Genomic DNA, 19023 nt, shown 5'->3' on the forward strand with positions numbered 1-19023 from the left:
CGCAACGGCGTACGGCGGGGTCATCCGATCGGTTGACCCCGCCCGGTGTCGCCCGGGCGACAATGACAGTGCTCGCCGCGCCCGGCAGGCGGCCGCCGACGACCGCGCGCACCGTCCCGCCGGACGGTGTGCCGCCCGGCCACCCGCGCCGCCGAGCCGCAGCCAGATCCGTACGTCCCGGCCCCGGGGAGGAGCAACCCATGCCGACCAGGAGCCGATCCTTCCCAGCGGGCCGGAAGGCCGCCGACGGCGAGGCACGCCGGCCGGCGTTCGTCATCCACCTGGCCTTCTTCCTGCTGCTGGGCTCCGCCCTGGCCCGCTACGTCCAGCGGCACGGCGCCCAGCCGCAGGTGCCCGCCGTCCTGGCCCTGGCCGGCGCGCTGGCGCTGCTGTACGTCATCGGCCGCCGCACGGCGACGGGCGCGACCGCCGCGGACCCGGCCGCCCCGCCCCGGACCACGCCGCCCGCCGCCCCGGGCCCTGTCGGCACGAGCCCCGGGCGGCCTCCGCTCGCCGGGCTGCTGTGGCTGGGCGCGCTGGTCGTCGTCTGGGGCGTGCTGGTCGCCCTGGCGCCCAGCTTCGCCTGGTGCGCGGTGCCGCTGTTCTACACCGCGCTGCGCACCCTGCCGACGCGTGCCGCCTACGCCCTCGTGGCCTTCTTCACCGCCTTCGTGGTCGTGGCGCAGCTGCGGCTGGCCGACCGCGTCGACGTCGACCTGGTGGTCGGCCCGCCGGCGGTCGCCCTGCTGGCGACCGCGGTCTTCACCCACATGGACCGGCAGGCGACGCGCCAGGCCGCCCTGATCCGCGACCTGGTGCGCACCCGCCGCGAACTGGCCGCCACCGAACGCCGTGAGGGCACCCTCGCCGAGCGGCAGCGGCTGGCCATGGAGATCCACGACACCCTCGCCCAGAGCCTGTCCAGCCAGCGGATGCTGCTCCAGGCCGCCGAGCGGGTGTGGGCGACCGAACCGGGACAGGCACGGGCCCATGTGCGCACCGCGGCCTCCATCGCCGAGAGCAGCCTCGCCGAGGCCCGCCGGTTCGTGCACGACCTGGCGCCCGCCGACCTCGCCGAGGGCGGCGGGCTGGAAGCGGCCCTGCGGCGGCTGGCCTCCCGGGAGACCACGGCGGAACGCACCGTGACCTGTCTGGTCGACGGCACACCGGGCCCGCCCGGACCGCTGCCCGACCGGGTGCAGTCCGCGCTGCTGCGCATCGCGCAGGGCGCCCTCGCCAACGTCCGCGAGCACTCCGGCGCCACCCGGGCCGCCCTCACCCTCACCTACCTGGGGGACCAGGTGCGTCTGGACATCGCCGACAACGGCCGCGGTCTGGACGTCTCGGCGCTGCCGGAACGCGCCGTCGGAGTCCGCGGGCACGGGCTGCCCGCGATCCGTGCCAGGGTGGGCCAGTTGGGCGGCACCCTCACCGTCGAGTCCGCGCCCGGTGACGGCACCGTCGTCTCCGCCGCCGTCCCGCTCCATCCCACCCCCAGCGCCGCGGAGGTCACCACGCCATGAACCGTGCCGAACCGTCCGGACCACCGGCCTCTTCCGGACCGCGGACGCCGTCGTCCGCATCTGCGGGATCGCCCGCCCCTGCCGGACCGCGGACGCCTTCCGAACCGCCCGGACGGGCCGAGCCGCGCGGACGGGCCGAGCCGCGCGGACGGGCCGAACCACCGGGACGGGCCCAGCCGCGCCGACGGGCCGAGCCGCCCTTCGGAGCCGACCCGGTCCAGGTGGCCGGAGGGACCGAGCAGGCCCGGGCGGCCGGGGCCTCGTCGTCGGCGGCGCCGGTGCGGCTCGTGCTGTGCGACGACCACGCCGTCGTCCGCGCCGGGTTGCGCGCCCTGCTCGGCAGCGCTCCCGGCGTGGAGGTGGTGGGAGAGGCGGACAGCGGGGCCGAGGCGGTCGCGCTCGCCGCGAAGCTGGCCCCCGACGTGGTGCTGATGGACCTGCAACTGGGCGACGGGATGGACGGTGTCGAGGCCACCCGCCGGATCACCGCCGCCTCCGGCGGCTCGGTCCACGTCCTGGTGCTGACCACGTACGACACCGACGCCGACATCACCCGCGCCATCGGGGCGGGCGCCACCGGCTACCTGCTCAAGGCCGAGCGCCCCGAGGAGCTGTTCACGGCCATCCACAGCGCGGCCGTCGGCCGCACCGCGCTGTCCGCTCCCGTCGCCCACCGGGTCATGGCGCGGATGCGCAGCCCGCGCTCCGGCCTCACCGACCGCGAGCGCGACATCCTCGGCCAGCTGGCCCGGGGGCTGACCAACCGGGACATCGCCAAGGCCCTCTTCCTGAGCGAGGCCACGGTCAAGACGCATCTGGGGCGCATCTACGACAAGCTCGGCGTCGACACCCGCGCGGGCGCCGTCGCCGTCGCCAAGGAACAGCGCCTGCTGCCCTGAGCGGGGCGAGTGCCGCACGGCCGGCCGGAGCGCGGGGCGGGGGTCGGCGATGTGGGCCCGCGCCCCACGGCCTGCCCCGCCTCGGTCCGGGGGCTCCGAGAGGCCCGGCCCCGCCCCGGCGGTCTCCGTGGGCCGGGGCGCGAACTCCGGGGGGTCATCGAACGCCGGCGGGAGGAACCGACCCGCGCATGAGGACCGCGTACAGTGCCGAGGCGACCACCAGACCCACCGGCAGGGCGAGGTCCACACCGCCGAGGGCCGTGGCGATCGGCCCGGTGCAGTAGAGGGTGTCCACGCACAGGGCCGCCGCGGCGGTGCCCCCGAGGAGCGCGACGGCGCCCGCCCGGTTGACGCCCCCGGCGTACCAGAACGGGCTGCCCGGGGTCTCGTCCATCAGGGCACGGCCGTCGTAACGGTTGCGCCGCAGCAGGATGTCGGTGGCGTAGACGGCCGTGCTCGGGCCGAGCAGCGCGACGGTCAGTTGCAGCACGTTGTTGACGGTGTCGAGGAAGTTCGACACGAGCAGGGCGTAGAGGGTCAGCGAGACGGACACGGCGCCGTCCACGAGCACGCTGAGGGAACGGCGGACGCGGATGCCGACGGCCTGGAGCGCCAGACCGGCGCTGTAGGCGGTCAGGGCGTTGATGGCGATGGTGCCGAGGATCAGGGCGAGCAGGAAGACCGGGTCGAACCAGCCGGGCAGGAGCTTCTCCAGCGCGCTCTGCGGGTCGGTCATGTCGACCGCGGTGGCGGCGAACGCGCCCAGGGAGCAGACGACGGTGCCCGGCAGGAAGCCGCCCAGGGCGGTCCAGCCCACGATCGCCCTGGCGGACGTCGTCCGGGGCAGGTAGCGGGAGAAGTCCGCGCTGGTGGTGTACGACAGCGGGCCCGAGGCGACGAGGGAGACACCGGCGAGGACGACCGCCCAGCGGTCGGTGCCGGTCAGCGGCTGGTCGGGGACGTAGGAGAAGTCGGTGTGCCGCACGACGGCGACCGCCACCCCGAGGAAGGCGGCGGTGAGGGCCAGGGTGATCGGGAGGTACAGCTTCATGATCAGGGCGTGGCCGTAGACGCTGATGGTCAGGGTCAGCGCCGCGATGACGATCACGACGGCCGTCTTGACGCCGGTGTTCACCGGTATGCCGGTCCTGCCGACGAGGGAGAAGGCGGCGGTCGCGGCGGCGGCCAGGTTGAGGGCGAAGTAGCAGACGGAGATCAGCCAGCCGACGACCGCGTTGTTCACCCGGTTGCCGCGGATCCCGTACATCGCCCGCGTGATCACCTCGCTCGGCGTGCCGGCCGCCGGACCCGAGACGGCCAGCACACCGGTCAGCAGCCAGAACGCGTTGCCCACCACGATCACCGCGAGCGCCTGCCACAGGCTCAGGCCCAGCAGGACCAGCGCGCCGCCGACGACCAGGCTCAGGTAGTTCACGTTCGCCGCCGCCCACACGGAGAACAACTCACGCGGCCGGCCCCGGCGTTCGGAGTCCGGGATGTGGTCGATGCCGTGCGCCTCCACACGGGCCGTCCGGTCCGGGGACGGCGGTGCCCCCGGACAGTCGTCGACGTCCGGGTTCGGGTCGGGGGTCGTGGACACCATTGTCCCTCCGGGTACTGGCAGCCGCTTGCTTATTGGTCGCACACTCAATAGCATCCGGCGTATGTCGTCAAGCGTCAGCCGCAAGCGAATTCGCAAGGACCCGGCCACCCGACGTGCGGAAATCGTCGACGCGGCCGCGGCGATCGCCCTGGCCGAGGGGCTGGAGTGCATCACCCTGCGCCGGGTCGGCGAGGAGCTCGACGTCCGCCCGGGACTGATCAACCACTACTTCCCGTCGGCGGACGACCTGGTGGCCGAGGCCTTCGGCAGCGCCGCGTCGGGGGAGTTGGACGCCCTCATCCCGTGCGAGCGTCCCGAGGGCGCCCCCGCCCGGCACCTGGCACGGTTCCTCGCCCGCACGGTGGGGGAGGCCTACGACACGATCAGCCGGCTGTGGATCAACGCCCGGCACCTCAGCCGTTACCGGCCGGTGCTGCGCGACCGGGTCGCCGAGCAGGAGGCCGCGTGGCGCGGACGTCTGGAGGGCCTCGTCCGGGAGGGGGTGGCCGCGGGGGAGTTCCACGCGGACGACCCGCTCGTGGCGGCGATCCAGATCCTGGTCGTGCTCGACGGCCTCGGCGCCCACGCCAACTCCGCCGGCACGCCCGAGCGTCCCCCGGCGGTGATGCGCATGGCCGTCACCACGGCGGAGCGCGAACTGGGCCTGCCGCCCGGCACGCTCACCCGGCTCGCCGAGACGGACGACGGCCAGGACACCCAGCCCGCTGCCCGCCCGGCACCCCGCACCGCCCGGCTCGACGGCACCACCTGAGCCCGCCGCACCACCGACACCCGCCGGTCGTCGGCATCCGGTCGCCGGTGCCCGGTCGTCGGCACCGGTCGAAGATGCCTGGTCGCCGTGCCGGGGCCGGGCCGCGAACCTGACCACCGGGCGCCCCGGCACCACACCGGACCACACGGGTCCGGCCCGAACGGTCCGCCGCTCGGCACAGCCCGCCCTGCCCGGTCCGTGTCCCGGCACCGGGCCGGCCCGCACCACACCGGGCCGTGGGGGCCAGGTCCGTGTCCCGGCACCGGGCCGGCCCGCTTGGTCGGTGCCGTCGGCCGTACCGCCGTACCGGCTGTCGGAGTCGGTACGGCCGGTTCCGCGCCGTCGCGCGGGACGGCCCCGGTCGCGGCGGCCGGGGCGGCGGCCCGAGGCGGTCGGCCCCGTCGGGCCCGGCCGGTCACCGTCGCCCCCCGAAACGGGCGTGGGGAACCGCGAGACCAGCCTCCACACACCGGCACCGAACCGACGGCGGACGCAGGCGGCCTGGGGGCGGAGCCCCGGGAAGGAAGCGACGGGTGAGGGCGGCGGGAGGGGGCGATATCACCGCCCCGCCCGCCGCCCCGCCCGCCGACTACGCCCCGCCACAGACCACCCGAGCCGCCGACCACCCCGGCTCCCCGCCGACCACCCCGGCTCCCCGCCGACCACCCCGGTTCCCCAACCATCCAGCACCACCCGACACCACCGGTTCCACCAGTTCCACCAGTTCCACCAGTCACGAAGGAGCGCCCCGTGTCCCCCGATCTCGTCCTCCTCTCCGCCCGGCTGCTCGACCCGGGCACGGGCGGGCTGCTCCCGCACACGGCGCTGGCCGCGGGCGGTGGCCGCATCACCCACCTCGGTGACGACCGCGAGGTCCGTGCGCTGGCCGGACCGGCCACCACCGTGATCGATCTGAAGGGCGCGGTGGTCACCGTCGGCTTCACCGACGGGCACCTGCACCCCGTCTCCGGCGCCGAACGCACCATGGGCGTCGACCTCTCCGGCTGCCACGACCTGACCGCGGTGCGCGCGGCGCTCGCCGAGCGGGTCGCGGCGCTGACGCCCGGCGCCTGGCTGCGCGGCTGGGGGCTGGACCCGAACGCCTTCGGCGACGCGCCCGTGGCGGCGGCCTCGCTCGGCCCGGTCCTGGACGGCGTCCCCGCCCTGATCGACCTGTTCGACGGTCACTCGGTTCTGGCCAGCACCCGGGCGCTGGAGCTCGCGGGCGTCGACGGACCGCGGCGGTTCGAGCAGGCCGCCGAGATCGTCTGCGACAGCGAGGGCCGCCCCACCGGTCTGCTGCTGGAGGACGCCGCCTGCGAAATCGTCGAGGCCGTGGCGCCCAGGCCCACCGGAGCGGAGGTACGGGCCCGCACCGCCGAGGTGCTGCGCGAGATGGCCGCGGCCGGGCTGACCGGCGGCCACGCCATGGACGCCAACGGCGCGAGCCTGGAGATCCTCGCCGCCCTGGAGGCGGACGGCGCGCTGCCGCTGCGCTTCCGGGTGGCCCCCTGGTGCCAGCCGGGCGCCGACGCCGACGCGGTGGCCGAGCTGATCCGGATGCAGGGCGTCGGGGGCGGGCTGTGGCGGGTCGCCGGAGTGAAGATGTTCATGGACGGCACCATCGACAACGGCACCGCCTGGCTGGAGCGCCCCGACTGCCACGGCGAGTCCACCCACGCCTTCTGGCCGGACCCCGACCAGTACCGCTGGGTGGTCGGCGAGCTGCACCGGGCGGGAGTGCCGACGGCCACCCACGCGATCGGTGACGCCGCGGTGCGCCACGTCCTGGACTCGGTCGAGCGGGCCCAGGCGGCCCGGCCCGGGAACGGGACGCCGGTCCGCCACCGGGTCGAGCACATCGAGACCGTCCCCGACGACACGGTGCCGCGCTTCGCCCGGCTCGGGGTCGCGGCCTCCATGCAGCCCACCCACTGCTGCGAGTACACCCGCGCGGACCACACCGACAACTGGTCCCGGCGGCTCGGCGAGGAACGCGCCTCGCGCGCCTTCCGGTGCCGCGATCTGTGGGAGGCCGGCGCCACCGTCGTCCTCGGCTCCGACTGGCCCATCGCGCCGTTCCCGCCGCTCGGCGTCATGGCCGGCGCCCGCCACCGTCGCCCTGGCGACCTCTCCCTGCCGCCGCACGGTCCCGACCAGGCGCTGACCCCGCTCCAGGCGTTGCGGGGCATCACCCTCAACCCGGCCCGGGTCGCGGGCGACGAGCACGAGGCGGGCCGGATCGCCGTCGGCATGCGCGCGGACCTCACCGTCCTCGCCGACAACCCGCTGGAGGTCGCCGACACCGATCTGGCCGGGCTCCCGGTCCTGCTCACGGTGGTCGACGGCCGTCCGACACACCGCGCCGCCGGCCTCTGACCGGCGCCCGCCGCCGAACTCCGGCCGGCGCCCGCCCGGCCCGGCCCCAACCGTCGGGCCCAGCCTCAACGGTCGGGCCCGGCCCTTCCCGGCGGCCGCCGGCTTCGACTCCTGCCCGGCGGCGTCCGGAATCGAGGCCGGGCAGGAGAACGACCCCGGCCTAGACATCAGACGTCTGATGTCCTACGTTGATAGACTGTCGGGGTGACTACCGCAGGAGACAAGGGGCAACGGGTGAGCCCGTCGCGCCCGCAGGAGTTCCGGACGGCGGCCCGGCCGTCACTGCGCCAGGAGGTCTCGGAGGCGATCAAGAGTTACATCCTCGACAACCGCCTCAGGCCGGGGGATCCGCTGCCGTCCGAGGCGGAGCTCTGCACGGCCCTGGGCGCCAGCCGGTCCAGCATCCGCGAGGCGGTGAAGACCCTCGCGGTGCTGGACATCGTCGAGGTGCGGCGCGGGCACGGGACGTACGTGGGCCGGCTCAGTCTCTCCGCGCTGGTGGAGGGCCTGGCCTTCCGGGGGCTGCTCAGTCCCGAGGACGACTTCCGGATCCTGGCCGAGCTGACCGAGGTGCGCGAGCTGATCGAACGCGGCATGGCCGAGCGCATCCTCGCGACGCTGACGGACGAGGACCTCGACGCGCTCGACGCCCTCGTCGACGAGATGGACGAGCGCGGCGCCCACGACGGCGAGGGGTTCGCCGAATGCGACCGAGCCTTCCATCGGCGGCTGATGGAACCGCTGGACAACAAGCTCGTCAGCCAGCTCTCCCTCGCCTTCTGGGACGTGTACGCCATCGTCGCGCCGCACCTGAAGGGCATCTCCGAGGAGGACGAGGCGGGGACGATCGCCGACCACCGCGCGATCGTGCGGGCCGCCCGGGAGGGCGACGCGGACGGCTTCGTCCGCGCCCTCGCCGGCCACTACGCGCCGGTGCGCAGGAGGCTCGCGGAGGCGCGGGCCGACACGGAGGCGCGGGCCGACACGGAGGCGGCGGAGGGCGACGAGCGGGCGGCGACGGCCTGACGGTCCGCGGGAGGCCCGTCCCGCCGGGCGGGACGACGACGTGCGGGGCCGCCGGTCGCTTCCGCGCGCAGTCGCCCCGACAGTGAGTCGGCCGGGCGCGCGACCGTCCGCCCCGGCTCGCCGGTCCGACGGTGATGCATTGTCATGCTCATGTCCATACCTGTCCTCCCGCCACACCCGAGTCGCAGCGCGGCCGCCACTCCGGCGCGCGTCGGCACATGTGACCCATCTCCCTCTTGACCGCCACCGGAGAGTGATGCCTATTGTTCAGACGTCTGACGTCTTACGTCTCAGTTCCACGGAGTAGCCCCCATGCCCTTGACCACACCCCTGCGCGGGGTCGTCCCGCCCGTCTGCACCCCCCTCGACGCGGCCGGGGAGGTCGACACGGTCTCCCTCTCCCGCCTGGTCGAGCACCTGATCGGCGGTGGTGTCCACGGGCTCTTCGCCCTCGGCTCGACCAGCGAGGTCGCCTACCTCACCGACGAGCAGCGCAGCACCGTCCTGGAGACGGTGGTGAACACCGTCGACGGGCGGGTCCCGGTGCTCGCGGGCGTCATCGACACCACCACCAACCGGGTTCTGGACCACGCCCGCGAGGCGGCGCAGCTCGGCGCCGACGCCCTGGTGGCCACCGCCCCCTTCTACACCCGCACCCACCCCCGGGAGATCTCCGGACACTTCCGACGGATCCGCGAGCGCGTCGACCTGCCGCTGTTCGCCTACGACCTGCCGGTGTCCGTGCACAGCAAGCTGTCGCCCGCGCTGGTGCTCGACCTCGCCGCCGACGGCACCCTGGCCGGCATCAAGGACAGCAGCGGCGACGAGGGCTCCCTGCGCCGTCTGCTCATCGAACTCGGCGGGCGCGAAGGCCGCGGCACCGGCCCGGTCCCCGGCTTCTCCGTCCTCACCGGCTCCGAACTCACCGTGGACGCCGCGCTGCTGGCCGGCGCGGACGGCGTGGTGCCCGGCCTGGGCAACGTCGACCCGGCCGGTTACGTACGCCTCCACGACGCCGCGCGGGCCGGCGACTGGTCGTCGGCCGTCAAGGAGCAGGAACGCCTCACCACCCTGTTCGCCATGGTGGACGCCGGCCCCGAGGCCGACATGGGCCGCAGCTCGTCCGCGCTCGGCGCGTTCAAGGCGGCGCTGCGCCTGCTGGGCGTCATCGCCTGCGGCGACACCGCGTTCCCGCAGATCCAGCTGGGCGCCGCGGCCGTGGCCGAGGTCGACGCCCGGCTGCGCGCGGCCGGACTCACCCCGGTCCGATGACCGCCGTCCCGGTACCCGGCGCCGAGGCGGTCATCGGCCTCGACCTCGGCGGCACCAAGATCGCGGCCGCCCTGGTCGGGCCGGACGGCACGGTGCTGCGCCGGCACACCCGCCCGACACCGGCGCGGGCGGGGGCGCGGGCGGTGGTTGACGCGCTCGCCGACGCGGCCCGGGAAGTCGACGACGGCGCCTGGGCGATCGGTGTCGCCGCGGCCGGCGTCGTGGACCCGCGCACCGGCATCGTCACCAGCGCCACCGACTCCATCGCCGGCTGGGCCGGCACCCCGCTGGCCGCGGGCCTGTACGGCCGTACCGGACTGCCGGTGGCCTGCGACAATGACGTACGGGCCACCGCGGCCACCGAACTCGCCGCGCTCCCGGACCCGCACGGCTCCCTGGTCTACGTCGCCGTGGGCACCGGAGTCGGCGGCGCGGTCGCGGTGGACGGCCGGATGCTGCACGGCAGCGCCGGCATCGCGGGTCACCTCGGCCATGTGCCCAGCCCCGAGGCCGGGGACCTGCCGTGCACCTGCGGCGGCAGCGGCCACCTGGAGGCGATCGCCTCCGGACCCGCGATCACCGCCCTGTACCGGCGGCTGAGCGGACAGCCGGCCGAGCGCCTCCAGGACGTGGCGGAGCGCGCCGCCGCGGGCGACACGGCCGCCCGGCAGGCCGTCGCCACCGGGGCGCGCGCCGCGGGACGGGTGGCCGGCGGCCTGGCCAACGCCCTCGGCCCGCACCGTGTCGTGGTCGGCGGCGGTGTGCCGCACATCGGCGAGCCGTACTGGACCGCGCTGACCGACGCCTTCCGCGCCGAGCTGATGGCGCCCCTGCGGCACCTGCGCCCCCGGCACCCGCGCCTGGGAGCCGACGCGGCCGTGCAGGGAGCCGCCCTGCTCACCCGCACCGCGCCCCTGCACCGGTCGACCGCGCCCCCGCGGGACCCGACCGTCTCCCCCCATCCCTCGACCGCGTTCACCGACGCCTCAGGAGGAGCTCCATGACCCCGTCCGCAGTCACCGCCGTACAGGGCCGGCTGATCGTCTCCTGCCAGGCCCCGCCCGGCGACCCGATGCGCGACACCGGCACCCTGGTCCGGCTCGCGCGCTCCGCGGCGGCCGGCGGGGCCGCGGGTGTCCGGGTCAACGAGCCCGAGGTGGTGGCCGCCGTCGCCGCCGCCGTGGACCTGCCCGTGATCGGGCTGTGGAAGGACGGCGACACCGGCGTCTACATCACGCCGACCGTGCGCCACGCCCTCGCCGTCGCCGAAGCAGGTGCGCACGTGGTCGCCGCGGACGCCACGGCCCGTCCGCGCCCGGACGGCAGCACCTTCTCGGACCTCGTCCGGGCCGTCCACGCCGCCGGGGCCCTGGTCATGGCCGACGTCGCCACCCTGGAGGAGGGTCTGGCGGCCGCCGCGCAGGGCGCCGACTTCGTCTCCACCACCCTGTCGGGATACGTGCCCGGCTCCCCGCAGGGCCCGGGACCGGACCTGGCGCTGGTCGCCGACCTCGCCCGCCGGACCGACACCCCGGTCGTCGCCGAGGGACGCGTCGGCACTCCCGAGGAGGCCGCCGCCGCGCTGGCCCGGGGCGCCCACAGCGTCGTCGTCGGCACCGCCATCACCGCGCCCACCGCCCTCACCCGTCGCTTCGTGACACACCTCACCCGTCCGTAGGGCGGTCCGTCGTACCCGACGGCACTCGACGACGAGGCCGTCCGGCATCCTGGAGTCACCGTGCACCACACCACCGCGCCATCGCAGTCGCCCTGGTACCGCCAGGTGGACCGCGGTCAGTGGAAGTCGTTCTTCGCCGCCTGGATCGGCTACGTCCTCGACGGTTTCGATTTCGTGCTGATCACCCTGGTGCTCACCGAGATCAGCGACGACTTCCACCTCGACACGGTCCAGGCGGCGAGTCTGGTCTCCGCCGCCTTCATCACCCGCTGGCTCGGCGGCGCGGTGCTCGGCGCCCTGGGGGACCGCTTCGGCCGGAAGCTGTCGATGGTGGTCAGCATCCTGCTGTACTCGCTGGGCAGCTTCGCCTGCGGATTCGCCTGGGACTACACCAGCCTGTTCGTCGCCCGGCTCGCCATCGGCATGGGCATGGCCGGGGAGTACTCGGCCAGCGCCACCTACGTCATGGAGAGCTGGCCGGTGCACATGCGCAACCGGGCCAGCGGTTTCCTGATCTCCGGCTACTCCGTGGGCACCGTCCTCGCCGCCCAGGTCTACAAGTGGGTCGTTCCTTCCCTCGGCTGGCGCTGGATGTTCTACCTCGGCCTGATCCCCGTGCTGATCGCGCTGTGGATGCGCCGCGCCCTCCCCGAGGCCGGCGACTGGAAGGCCTCCGTCGCCGAGCACGACAAGCGGCCCAACCCCTTCGGTCCGCTGTTCGCCACCCCGGCCAGGGCCACCGTCAACCTGGTGCTGGCCGTGGTGGCCACCGGCTCGCTCCTCGCGGTCTTCACCCCGCTCGGCGACGGCATGGTGCCGGTGCTCTCGGTGGCCGCTGGAGTCTGCCTGATCGCCTTCGCCGTGCAGCTGGGCGGCCGTCGCGGCTGGCTGCTCTGGGTGTCGATGATCGTCACGATCTTCTTCGCGTTCCTGTACTCCTGGCCCATCCAGGCACTGCTGCCCACCTATTTGAAGACCGACCTCGGCTACGACGCCGGCCAGGTCACCGACGCCCTGTACTACGCGGGCTTCGGCACCATGGCGGGCTGCTGGCTGGCCGGGTTCGTCGGCGACTGGATCGGCACCAGGAAGGCGTACGCCTTCACGCTGCTCGCCTCACTGGTCTTCGTCTTCCCGGTGTTCGCGGTGCGCGACAGCCTGCCGCTGCTCGGTGTGCTGCTCTTCGTGCTGCAGGCCACCAGCTTCGGCATCTCCGGCCTGCTGCCCCGTTACATCGGCGGCCACTTCCCGACCCACTCGCGGGCCGCCGCCCTGGGCTTCACCTACAACGTGGGCGCGCTGGGCGGCGCGGTGGCCCCCGTCCTCGGCGCCCACCTCGCCTCCGGCATGGACCTCGGCCACGCCCTAGCCGTCCTGACCTTCGCCGGGACGATGATCGTGGTGCTCCTCGTGGGCTTCGACGTGCCGGGGCGACTGGGCCGGCTCCTCGACCCGGACGGTCCCGCCGATCACCTCGTGGCGGAACCCGGACACGACACGGCGCCGGCACGGGAGGGCGTCGCCTAGCCGGCGGGCCCGGGCGAGAGGGGGACGACGGCCGTCCGGAGCGCGGCCGTCGTCCGGAGCGCGGTCGCTGCCCAGCGCACGCCGCCGCGCAGCGCAGGCCGACGTGGCGCGCGAGCGCGGGCCCGTGGACCACCCCGCCCGGCGGGGCGGGCCGAGGAGCCCGGGGATTCCGGCACGGGCGCCGCCGAAGAGCCGGCGGCGAAGCGTCTCAGCCGACGTGGCCGACATGGGCGAGGGCCTGCTTGAGCAGCACCCCGTGCCCGCCCGGCATCTCGCTCTGCACCGCCTCGGAGGCGGCCTCCTGCGGACTGAACCAGACCAGGTCCAGGGCGTCCTGACGGGGGCGGCAGTCCCCGGTGACCGGGACGATGTAGGCGAGCGACACGGCGTGCTGGCGCGGATCGTGGTACGCCGTGATGCCGGCTGTCGGGAAGTACTCGGCGACGGTGAAGGGCTGGAGGGACGCGGGCACCCGCGGCAGCGCCACCGGCCCGAGGTCCTTCTCCAGGTGGCGCAGCAGGGCGTCGCGCACCCGCTCGTGGTGGAGCACCCGGCCGGAGACCAGGGTCCGGCTGACCGTGCCGTCCGGTCCGATGCGCAGCAGCAGTCCGATGCTGGTCACTTCGCCGCTGTCGTCGACCCGCACGGGAACCGCCTCGACGTACAGGATCGGCATGCGGGCGCGCGCCGCCTCCAGTTCGTCCGTGGTCAGCCAACCGGGTGTGGTCTCGGTCATGTCAGACATTGCTTGATCATACTTTCAGTCGTTCTCAATGGGCGCGATCGGTGGAACCGGTCGGGTCGGCGAGTTGGTAGACCCGCCGTGCGTTCTCCCCTCCTGTCCACCGGACGATCCGCAACGCGTCGGCCGTACTCATCTCGTCGGCGGCCACCCGTTCCCGCAGCAGCCCCGCCAGCCCCTGCCGGAAGGCCACCGCGCCGAGGTGGTGGAACTCGGCCAGGCCGAAGGCGTCGGAGCTGTAGAGCAGCTTGCGGAACGGCGTGATCTCCAGGGCCTCGGCCAGGACGGCGCCGGACCGTGCCGGACCGACGTGGTGCAGGGCCAGGCCGACGTCGAGGTACACCTGCTCGAAGACGGCGGCCAGATAGGCGGCCTGCCGCTGGTAGGGCCAGCAGTGCAGCAGCATCACCGGGACGGTGCCCGCCGTCAGGCGCAGCCAGTCGGTGAGGAGCGCCGGGTCCGTGTGGTGCAGGCGCAGGTCGTTGTCCCCGAACCCGGTGTGCAGCTGGAGCGGCAGCCCCAGGTCGACGGCCGTCCACAGCAGGTGCCGGACCAGGACCGGGTCGTCCAGGCGGCGGCCTGGCCGGGCGAGCCACCCGGCGGCCGCCCGCGTGACCTCGGCGTCCGTGGGGCGGGCCGGATCCAGGCGGAAACCGGTGCGGTAGGCGGCCACCGACTTCACCGCCACCACCCCGGGCCGGCGTACGGCGTCCCGCGCGGCGGTGAGCACGGCGGCCCCGTACTCGCCCGCCTCCACACCGCGCGCGGCCACCGCCTCCGCGATGTTCTCCAGCCGTACGACCTCATGCGCCGCCGCCCCGGCCGGCTCGGCGAGCTGTGCCGGGGTGGTCAGCCGCTCGGGCGCGTAGCCGGTGTCGACGCACAGGGCGGCCGTGCCCGTCGCGGCGAGGAAGCGCCGGTTCACCTCGTGCGCGCCCAGTTCCGCCCTGCGGGCCAGGTACTGATCGGCCGGGGCGTGCCGGGGCAGGTCCAGGACCGGTGCGCAGTGGCGGCGCACGGCCACCCCGACCGGGCTGTCGAAGAGCGAGATCCCGCTGTCCGGCCACACCTCGCCCTCGGTGAGCAGGGACTCGAACCCCGTCCGGTCCAGGTCGGCGGTGACCACCCCGTGGCAGTGGTGGTCCACGAGCGGCACCGCGGCCACCGCCTCGTCCACCGTTCCGGCGACGGCCGGCCCGCCCATTTCAGTACCTCCAGCGGTAGGCCGCCGCCACCTGCGCGTCGTCCAGCCCGGCGACGGCCGCCACCTCGCCCTCGCGCACCGCGGTCACCGCGTCGGCCAGGACCGGTCCGAGGGTGTCGCGCAGCAGGGTGTCCCCGCGGAACTCGGCGACCGCCTCCGACAGGGAGACCGGCAGCCGCCGTACGCCCCGCGCCGCGGCCTCGGCCGGGGCGAGCCGCGCGGGGTCTCCGGTGATCTCCTCGGGCAGCCGCGCCGAGGACGCCATGCCGTCCAGTCCCGCGGCGATCAGACAGCCGAGTGCCAGGTACGGATTGGCCGCGAGGTCGACCGGTTTGACCTCCAGGTTGGCGGCCTGGTCGCGCAGGCCCCGGGTGCCGGTGACGACGCGCAGCGCCGCCTCGCGGGTCTCCCGGCCCCAGGCGGTGAACACACCGGCCCACTGGGAGGGCTTGAGCCGCAGGTAGCTGGCCGGGCTCGGCGCGGTCACCGCGGTGAGGGCGGGCAGCCGGGCCAGCACCCCGGCGGTGAACGACTCGGCCTCGGCCGTCATGCCGTGCCGGCCCTGGCCGCCGCTGTGCAGGTTGGCGCCGCCGCGCCAGGCGGAGAGGTGGAGGTGCCCGCCGTTGCCGACGCCCTCGGCGAGGACGGCCGGGGCGAACGAGACCCGCAGCCCGTGCCGCTGGGCCACCGCCCGGATGGTCTGGCGCACCAGCAGGCTCCGGTCGGCCGCGGCCACCGGGTCCAACGCGCCGACCGAGATCTCGAACTGCCCCGCGGCGTATTCGGGGTGGATCTGCTCGACGTCCACGCCCTGCGCCGCGCAGGCCGCCAGCAGGTCCGCCGTGCAGTCGCTCAGCTCCACCTGGCGGACGGCACCGTAGGCCGGCCCCGACACCGCGGGCTCGAAGCCGTCCTCCGGCGCCGTCGCGCGGCCGACGGCCCACTCGATCTCGACGGCCGCCTTGAAGGTGACGCCGAGGCGCCGCTCGGCGTCCGCGACGATGCGGCGCAGGAAGGTACGCCCGCACCCGGGGTGCCGCTCGCCGTCCTGTGTGATCCGGTCGACCGGCGCCCACGCCCAGCCGGGCTGCCCGGCGAGGGCGACGAGCTGGTCCAGGTCCGGGTAGAGCCGCAGATCGCCGTCCGGGGAGCCGAGGACGTCCGTGGTGACGATCGAGTCGTTCGCCAGGAAGGTGTCGAACACCGGTGACATGCCCACCCCCCAGGCGGCCGCCGCGGGGAGCTTGGCCACCGGGACCGTCTTGACCCGGCCGATCCCGGCGGTGTCCACGTAGGCCAGGACGACACCGTGCACGCCACGCCCGGCCAGCTCACCGCTGAGCGCGGTGGCCCGTTCGACGTCGCCGGGACGCCCACCGGGTACGGGATCGGCGAGGGTGGTCATACGTTCTCCTCAACTCGGACGAGCTCTGACCGGGCGGGGCGCGTCGCCCCGCGTCACGGATTCACGGCCGCCGCACGGAACCGCGCCGCCGCGGGGGAGCCGGTGTCCGGCCGCCGGCGCGAGCACGGCACGGGACCCGGCCGGACCGGGGCCACGCTCGCCCGGACGCGGCTGGACCGGACCCGGCTGGACCGGACCCGGCCCGTGCGGAAGGCGGCGGCCTCGGCGCGCGGCCGGGCGGTGACCTGGGGCGCGGCCCGCTCGTTCCGCAACGCCGTCGCCGTCGCCGTCGCCGTCGCCGTCGCCGTCGCCGTCGCCGTCGCCGTCGCGGCGTACTCGCCGTGCGGGTCGGTGTCGGGGGTGGGGTGCGTCGAGGCCGGGAGGCCGAGGGAGGGCGCCGCCGCCATGAGCCGGCGGACGGTGTCGCGGGCCTGGTGGGTGTCCGGGACGAAGTTCATCGCCGCCATTGTGCCGCCCGGTGATCAGCGCTGTCCCGGGAATCGGCGGACTCGGCGGCCGCCCGGCGGCTCGGGTCCCGCGGGTCCGGTCGGGCGCGGTTTGCCCGGAAGCGGTGGGACGTGTTTGTCTCGAAGGCCGGCAGGGCCGTACCACGGCGCCGACGCCCACCGCTCGCCCCCGGCGCGCCGCCGCGCCCCGCACGGAGACCAGGACATGCCCAGCACCCCCTCGCCCCTGCCCACCGCCGTCGAACTCATCACCGTCGAGGACGCTTCCGACGCCGACCCCGAGGCCGCCCCCGGCACCGGCTCCGAGACCGCCGCGGAACTCCCCGCCGGTCCCGTCGACATACGGCTGATCGTCACCGACATGGACGGCACGCTCCTCGACGACGCCAAGCGGCTCCCGCCGGGCCTGTGGCCCACCCTGGCCGAACTGCGCCGCCGCGGTGTGCTCTTCAGCCCCGCCAGCGGACGCCAGTACGCGACGCTGGCCGAGCAGTTCGCCGGCGCGGACGACGGCATGGTGTTCATCGCCGAGAACGGCGCCCACGTGGTCCGGGACGGAGTGGAGCTCAGCTCGGACCCGATGGACCCGGCCGTCGTGGAACGTCTCGTGCTGGCCGTGCGGGACCTGGCGGGCCGGGGCGCGGACGTGGGCGCCGTCGTCTGCGGCAAGCGGTCCGCCTACGTCGAGCGGAACGACGAGCCGTTCCTGGCGGAGGTCCGCAAGTACTACGTGGAACACCGGATCGTGGCGGACGTGACCGACGTCGGCGACGACGACGTCGTCAAGGTCGCCCTGTTCGACTTCGGGTCGGCCGAGCGGACCACGGCCCCCGCGCTGGCGCCGTTCGCCGCCACCCATCAGGTCGTCGTCTCCGGCGAGCACTGGGTCGACGTCATGAACCGCACCGCGAACAAGGGCGCCGCCCTGCGCCGGCTCCAGCGGGACCTGGGGATCACGGCCGCGCAGACGCTGGTCTTCGGCGACTACCTCAACGACCTGGAGATGCTGGACGCCGCCGAGTGGTCGTTCGCCATGGCCAACGCCCACCCCGAGATCATCCGGCGGGCCCGCCACCTGGCCCCCTCCAACAACGAAGACGGGGTCCTGCGCACCGTCGCCCGGCTGCTGGACCTGCCGGCGGCGCGGGTCTGACGGCTGCGGGGGCTTGCCGAGGGCGCGGGACTGACGGCTACGCCGGCTTGACGGCGGCGCGGGTCCGACGGCGGCGCGTCGCCGCGACCGGCGGGCGGGAGCCGGGCACCGGGCGCCGCGGCAGGACGGTGGCCGCCGGTCGCAGCCCGAGCGCCGAGCGCCGACCGCAGCCTGGCCGCCGACCGCCGCGGACCCACCGACCGGCGCCCGGCGCCCGCCCCGCGGGGCGGGCGCCGGGCGGGCCGTGCGGGGCAGGGACGGGCGGGGCGTGCCGGGACGGGCGCCTGCCCCGTGGGGTGACGCGGAGGCGGGCGCCCGGAAGCGGTTCGTCCGGCCCGCTCAGGCGCCGGTGACGGCCTCGACGATCTTCTTGTCGAGCGCCGCGCGCACCAGTGCCGCCGCCAGGACGGCCGGCGCCGTGTCTCCGGCCAGGGCGACGAGCCGGCCGGGATCCGTGGGCAGGCCGAGCCGTTCGGCACCGGACAGGGCCTTGGCGTCCAGGTAGGGGACCGGCTCGGACCAGACGTCCTGGACCTCGCGCAGGAAGATGTCCGAGCCCGCCGGTCCCAGCCCCGGCACCTCCTGCAGCAGCTCGCGCAGCGCGCCGACGTCGCCGCCGGCCTCCTCACGCAGACGGCGCAGATCGCCGCCCCAGCGCTCGGCCACCAGCTCGGCGCCGTCACCGAGCTGGGTGGCCGTGCGCTCGTCGTAGCGCCGGTAACCGCCGCGGCCCAGCGCGTCCACCCGCTCCTGCCAGTCGGACGCGGCCATGCTGCGCGCGTCGCGCAGCCCCGCCTCGGACAGCGCCCGGGCGGCGGCCACCGCGACCGAGCCGCGGATCCGGGCGCTGAGGAGAACGGCGAGCACCAGCAGCCGGTACAGCGGCTGCGGGGTGTCCTTCAAGGTGATGCCGGCCTCGTGGGCGAACGTCTCGCCGTGCGCCTCGACCAGCTCCCGCAGCACCCGGGCCTCCCGGCCGCGGGCTTCGGTCACCGGGTGGCCTTCAGTGGATCGTGGCCGAGGGTCATCAGCCGGTGCCGGCGGCCGGTGTCGCCGGCGTCCGACGGCTCGGGTTCGTTCTCCAGGTCCACCTGCGCGGTGACGGTGTCGACGACCCGGCGCATCACCCGGAGGTCGTCGTCGGTGAGGTCGGTGCGCCGTTTCTGCAGGATCGCGAGCACATGCCGGCCGGTCGGCGTGCCCGCGTCGTCGGGCAGCGGCTCGGTGGTCTCCTCGGCGTCCCGGACCCGCAGCCAGGCGGCCAGCTCCTGCGAGGTCATGTTGACCACGCGGTGGAAGTCCTCCCACAGCGCGTCCAGTTCGAGGGCGTCGGTCATCGGTGCCCCTTTCGTTCGTGGTGCGGACGGCGGGCG

The 19023-nt window shown here is 75.2% G+C and carries 17 protein-coding genes; 10 read left to right on the forward strand and 7 right to left on the reverse strand.

The genetic code is table 11. The features are described 5' to 3' along the window. The first annotated feature begins 200 nt into the window (after nt 1–200). Entirely contained in the window at nt 201–1523 is a 1323-nt protein-coding gene (locus ACF061_RS28725) for a sensor histidine kinase (protein WP_392269887.1), read from the forward strand. Between the two features lie 221 nt (nt 1524–1744). After that, the gene (locus ACF061_RS28730; protein ID WP_392269888.1) at nt 1745–2422 is read left to right on the forward strand and encodes a response regulator; all 678 of its coding nucleotides are present in this window, start codon (nt 1745–1747) and stop codon (nt 2420–2422) included. Between the two features lie 154 nt (nt 2423–2576). Here ACF061_RS28730 and ACF061_RS28735 read toward each other — a convergent pair whose 3' ends face one another. After that, complete coding sequence (locus tag ACF061_RS28735; protein WP_392269889.1) at nt 2577–4025, reverse strand: purine-cytosine permease family protein; 1449 nt, start codon at nt 4023–4025, stop codon at nt 2577–2579. 61 nt (nt 4026–4086) lie between these two features. Between ACF061_RS28735 and ACF061_RS28740 the strand changes: the two genes are divergently transcribed. From ACF061_RS28740 to ACF061_RS28770, 7 genes are all read left to right on the forward strand, one after another. Further along, complete coding sequence (locus tag ACF061_RS28740) at nt 4087–4797, forward strand: TetR/AcrR family transcriptional regulator (RefSeq protein ID WP_392269890.1); 711 nt, start codon at nt 4087–4089, stop codon at nt 4795–4797. A gap of 750 nt (nt 4798–5547) precedes the next feature. Next, a complete protein-coding gene (locus tag ACF061_RS28745) occupies nt 5548–7176 on the forward strand; it encodes an amidohydrolase (protein ID WP_392269891.1) in 1629 nt (542 codons plus the stop codon). A gap of 234 nt (nt 7177–7410) precedes the next feature. Then, a complete protein-coding gene (locus ACF061_RS28750) occupies nt 7411–8202 on the forward strand; it encodes a FadR/GntR family transcriptional regulator (protein ID WP_392269937.1) in 792 nt (263 codons plus the stop codon). A 312-nt stretch (nt 8203–8514) separates the two neighbouring features. Further along, nucleotides 8515–9474 carry a dihydrodipicolinate synthase family protein gene (locus tag ACF061_RS28755; protein WP_392269892.1) on the forward strand — a complete coding sequence of 320 codons (960 nt, stop codon included), beginning with the start codon at nt 8515–8517 and terminating at the stop codon, nt 9472–9474. Next, a complete protein-coding gene (locus ACF061_RS28760) occupies nt 9471–10478 on the forward strand; it encodes an ROK family protein (protein WP_392269893.1) in 1008 nt (335 codons plus the stop codon). Before ACF061_RS28755 ends, ACF061_RS28760 begins: the two co-directional genes overlap by 4 nt. Continuing rightward, on the forward strand, nt 10475–11152 hold the full coding sequence (locus ACF061_RS28765; RefSeq protein ID WP_392269894.1) for an N-acetylmannosamine-6-phosphate 2-epimerase: 678 nt from the start codon (nt 10475–10477) through the stop codon (nt 11150–11152). Before ACF061_RS28760 ends, ACF061_RS28765 begins: the two co-directional genes overlap by 4 nt. A gap of 60 nt (nt 11153–11212) precedes the next feature. Next, nucleotides 11213–12679 carry a sialate:H+ symport family MFS transporter gene (locus ACF061_RS28770; RefSeq protein WP_392269895.1) on the forward strand — a complete coding sequence of 489 codons (1467 nt, stop codon included), beginning with the start codon at nt 11213–11215 and terminating at the stop codon, nt 12677–12679. A 208-nt stretch (nt 12680–12887) separates the two neighbouring features. On the opposite strand, the gene ACF061_RS28775 is transcribed toward ACF061_RS28770, so the two are convergent. The 4 genes from ACF061_RS28775 to ACF061_RS28790 are packed head-to-tail and all read right to left on the reverse strand — an operon-like array spanning nt 12888 to nt 16488. Next, the gene (locus ACF061_RS28775; RefSeq protein ID WP_392269938.1) at nt 12888–13415 is read right to left on the reverse strand and encodes an NUDIX hydrolase family protein; all 528 of its coding nucleotides are present in this window, start codon (nt 13413–13415) and stop codon (nt 12888–12890) included. 34 nt (nt 13416–13449) lie between these two features. Beyond that, nucleotides 13450–14625: an amidohydrolase family protein gene (locus ACF061_RS28780; protein ID WP_392269896.1), complete on the reverse strand. Its 1176-nt coding sequence runs from the start codon at nt 14623–14625 to the stop codon at nt 13450–13452. A 1-nt stretch (nt 14626) separates the two neighbouring features. After that, entirely contained in the window at nt 14627–16030 is a 1404-nt protein-coding gene (locus ACF061_RS28785) for a glutamine synthetase family protein (RefSeq protein ID WP_392269897.1), read from the reverse strand. A gap of 53 nt (nt 16031–16083) precedes the next feature. Next, nucleotides 16084–16488 carry a hypothetical protein gene (locus ACF061_RS28790; RefSeq protein ID WP_392269898.1) on the reverse strand — a complete coding sequence of 135 codons (405 nt, stop codon included), beginning with the start codon at nt 16486–16488 and terminating at the stop codon, nt 16084–16086. Between the two features lie 214 nt (nt 16489–16702). On the opposite strand from ACF061_RS28790, the gene ACF061_RS28795 reads away from it, so the two are divergent. Then, nucleotides 16703–17650: a Cof-type HAD-IIB family hydrolase gene (locus ACF061_RS28795; RefSeq protein ID WP_392269899.1), complete on the forward strand. Its 948-nt coding sequence runs from the start codon at nt 16703–16705 to the stop codon at nt 17648–17650. A 339-nt stretch (nt 17651–17989) separates the two neighbouring features. Here ACF061_RS28795 and ACF061_RS28800 read toward each other — a convergent pair whose 3' ends face one another. Next, on the reverse strand, nt 17990–18643 hold the full coding sequence (locus ACF061_RS28800; RefSeq protein ID WP_392269900.1) for an endonuclease: 654 nt from the start codon (nt 18641–18643) through the stop codon (nt 17990–17992). Then, the gene (locus tag ACF061_RS28805; RefSeq protein ID WP_392269901.1) at nt 18640–18987 is read right to left on the reverse strand and encodes a DUF3140 domain-containing protein; all 348 of its coding nucleotides are present in this window, start codon (nt 18985–18987) and stop codon (nt 18640–18642) included. Before ACF061_RS28805 ends, ACF061_RS28800 begins: the two co-directional genes overlap by 4 nt. Between the last annotated feature and the right edge of the window lie 36 nt (nt 18988–19023).

Origin of the sequence: Streptomyces sp. NPDC015220 (genome assembly GCF_043079345.1) — a bacterium.
In the GTDB taxonomy this organism is placed as follows: Bacteria; Actinomycetota; Actinomycetes; order Streptomycetales; family Streptomycetaceae; genus Streptomyces.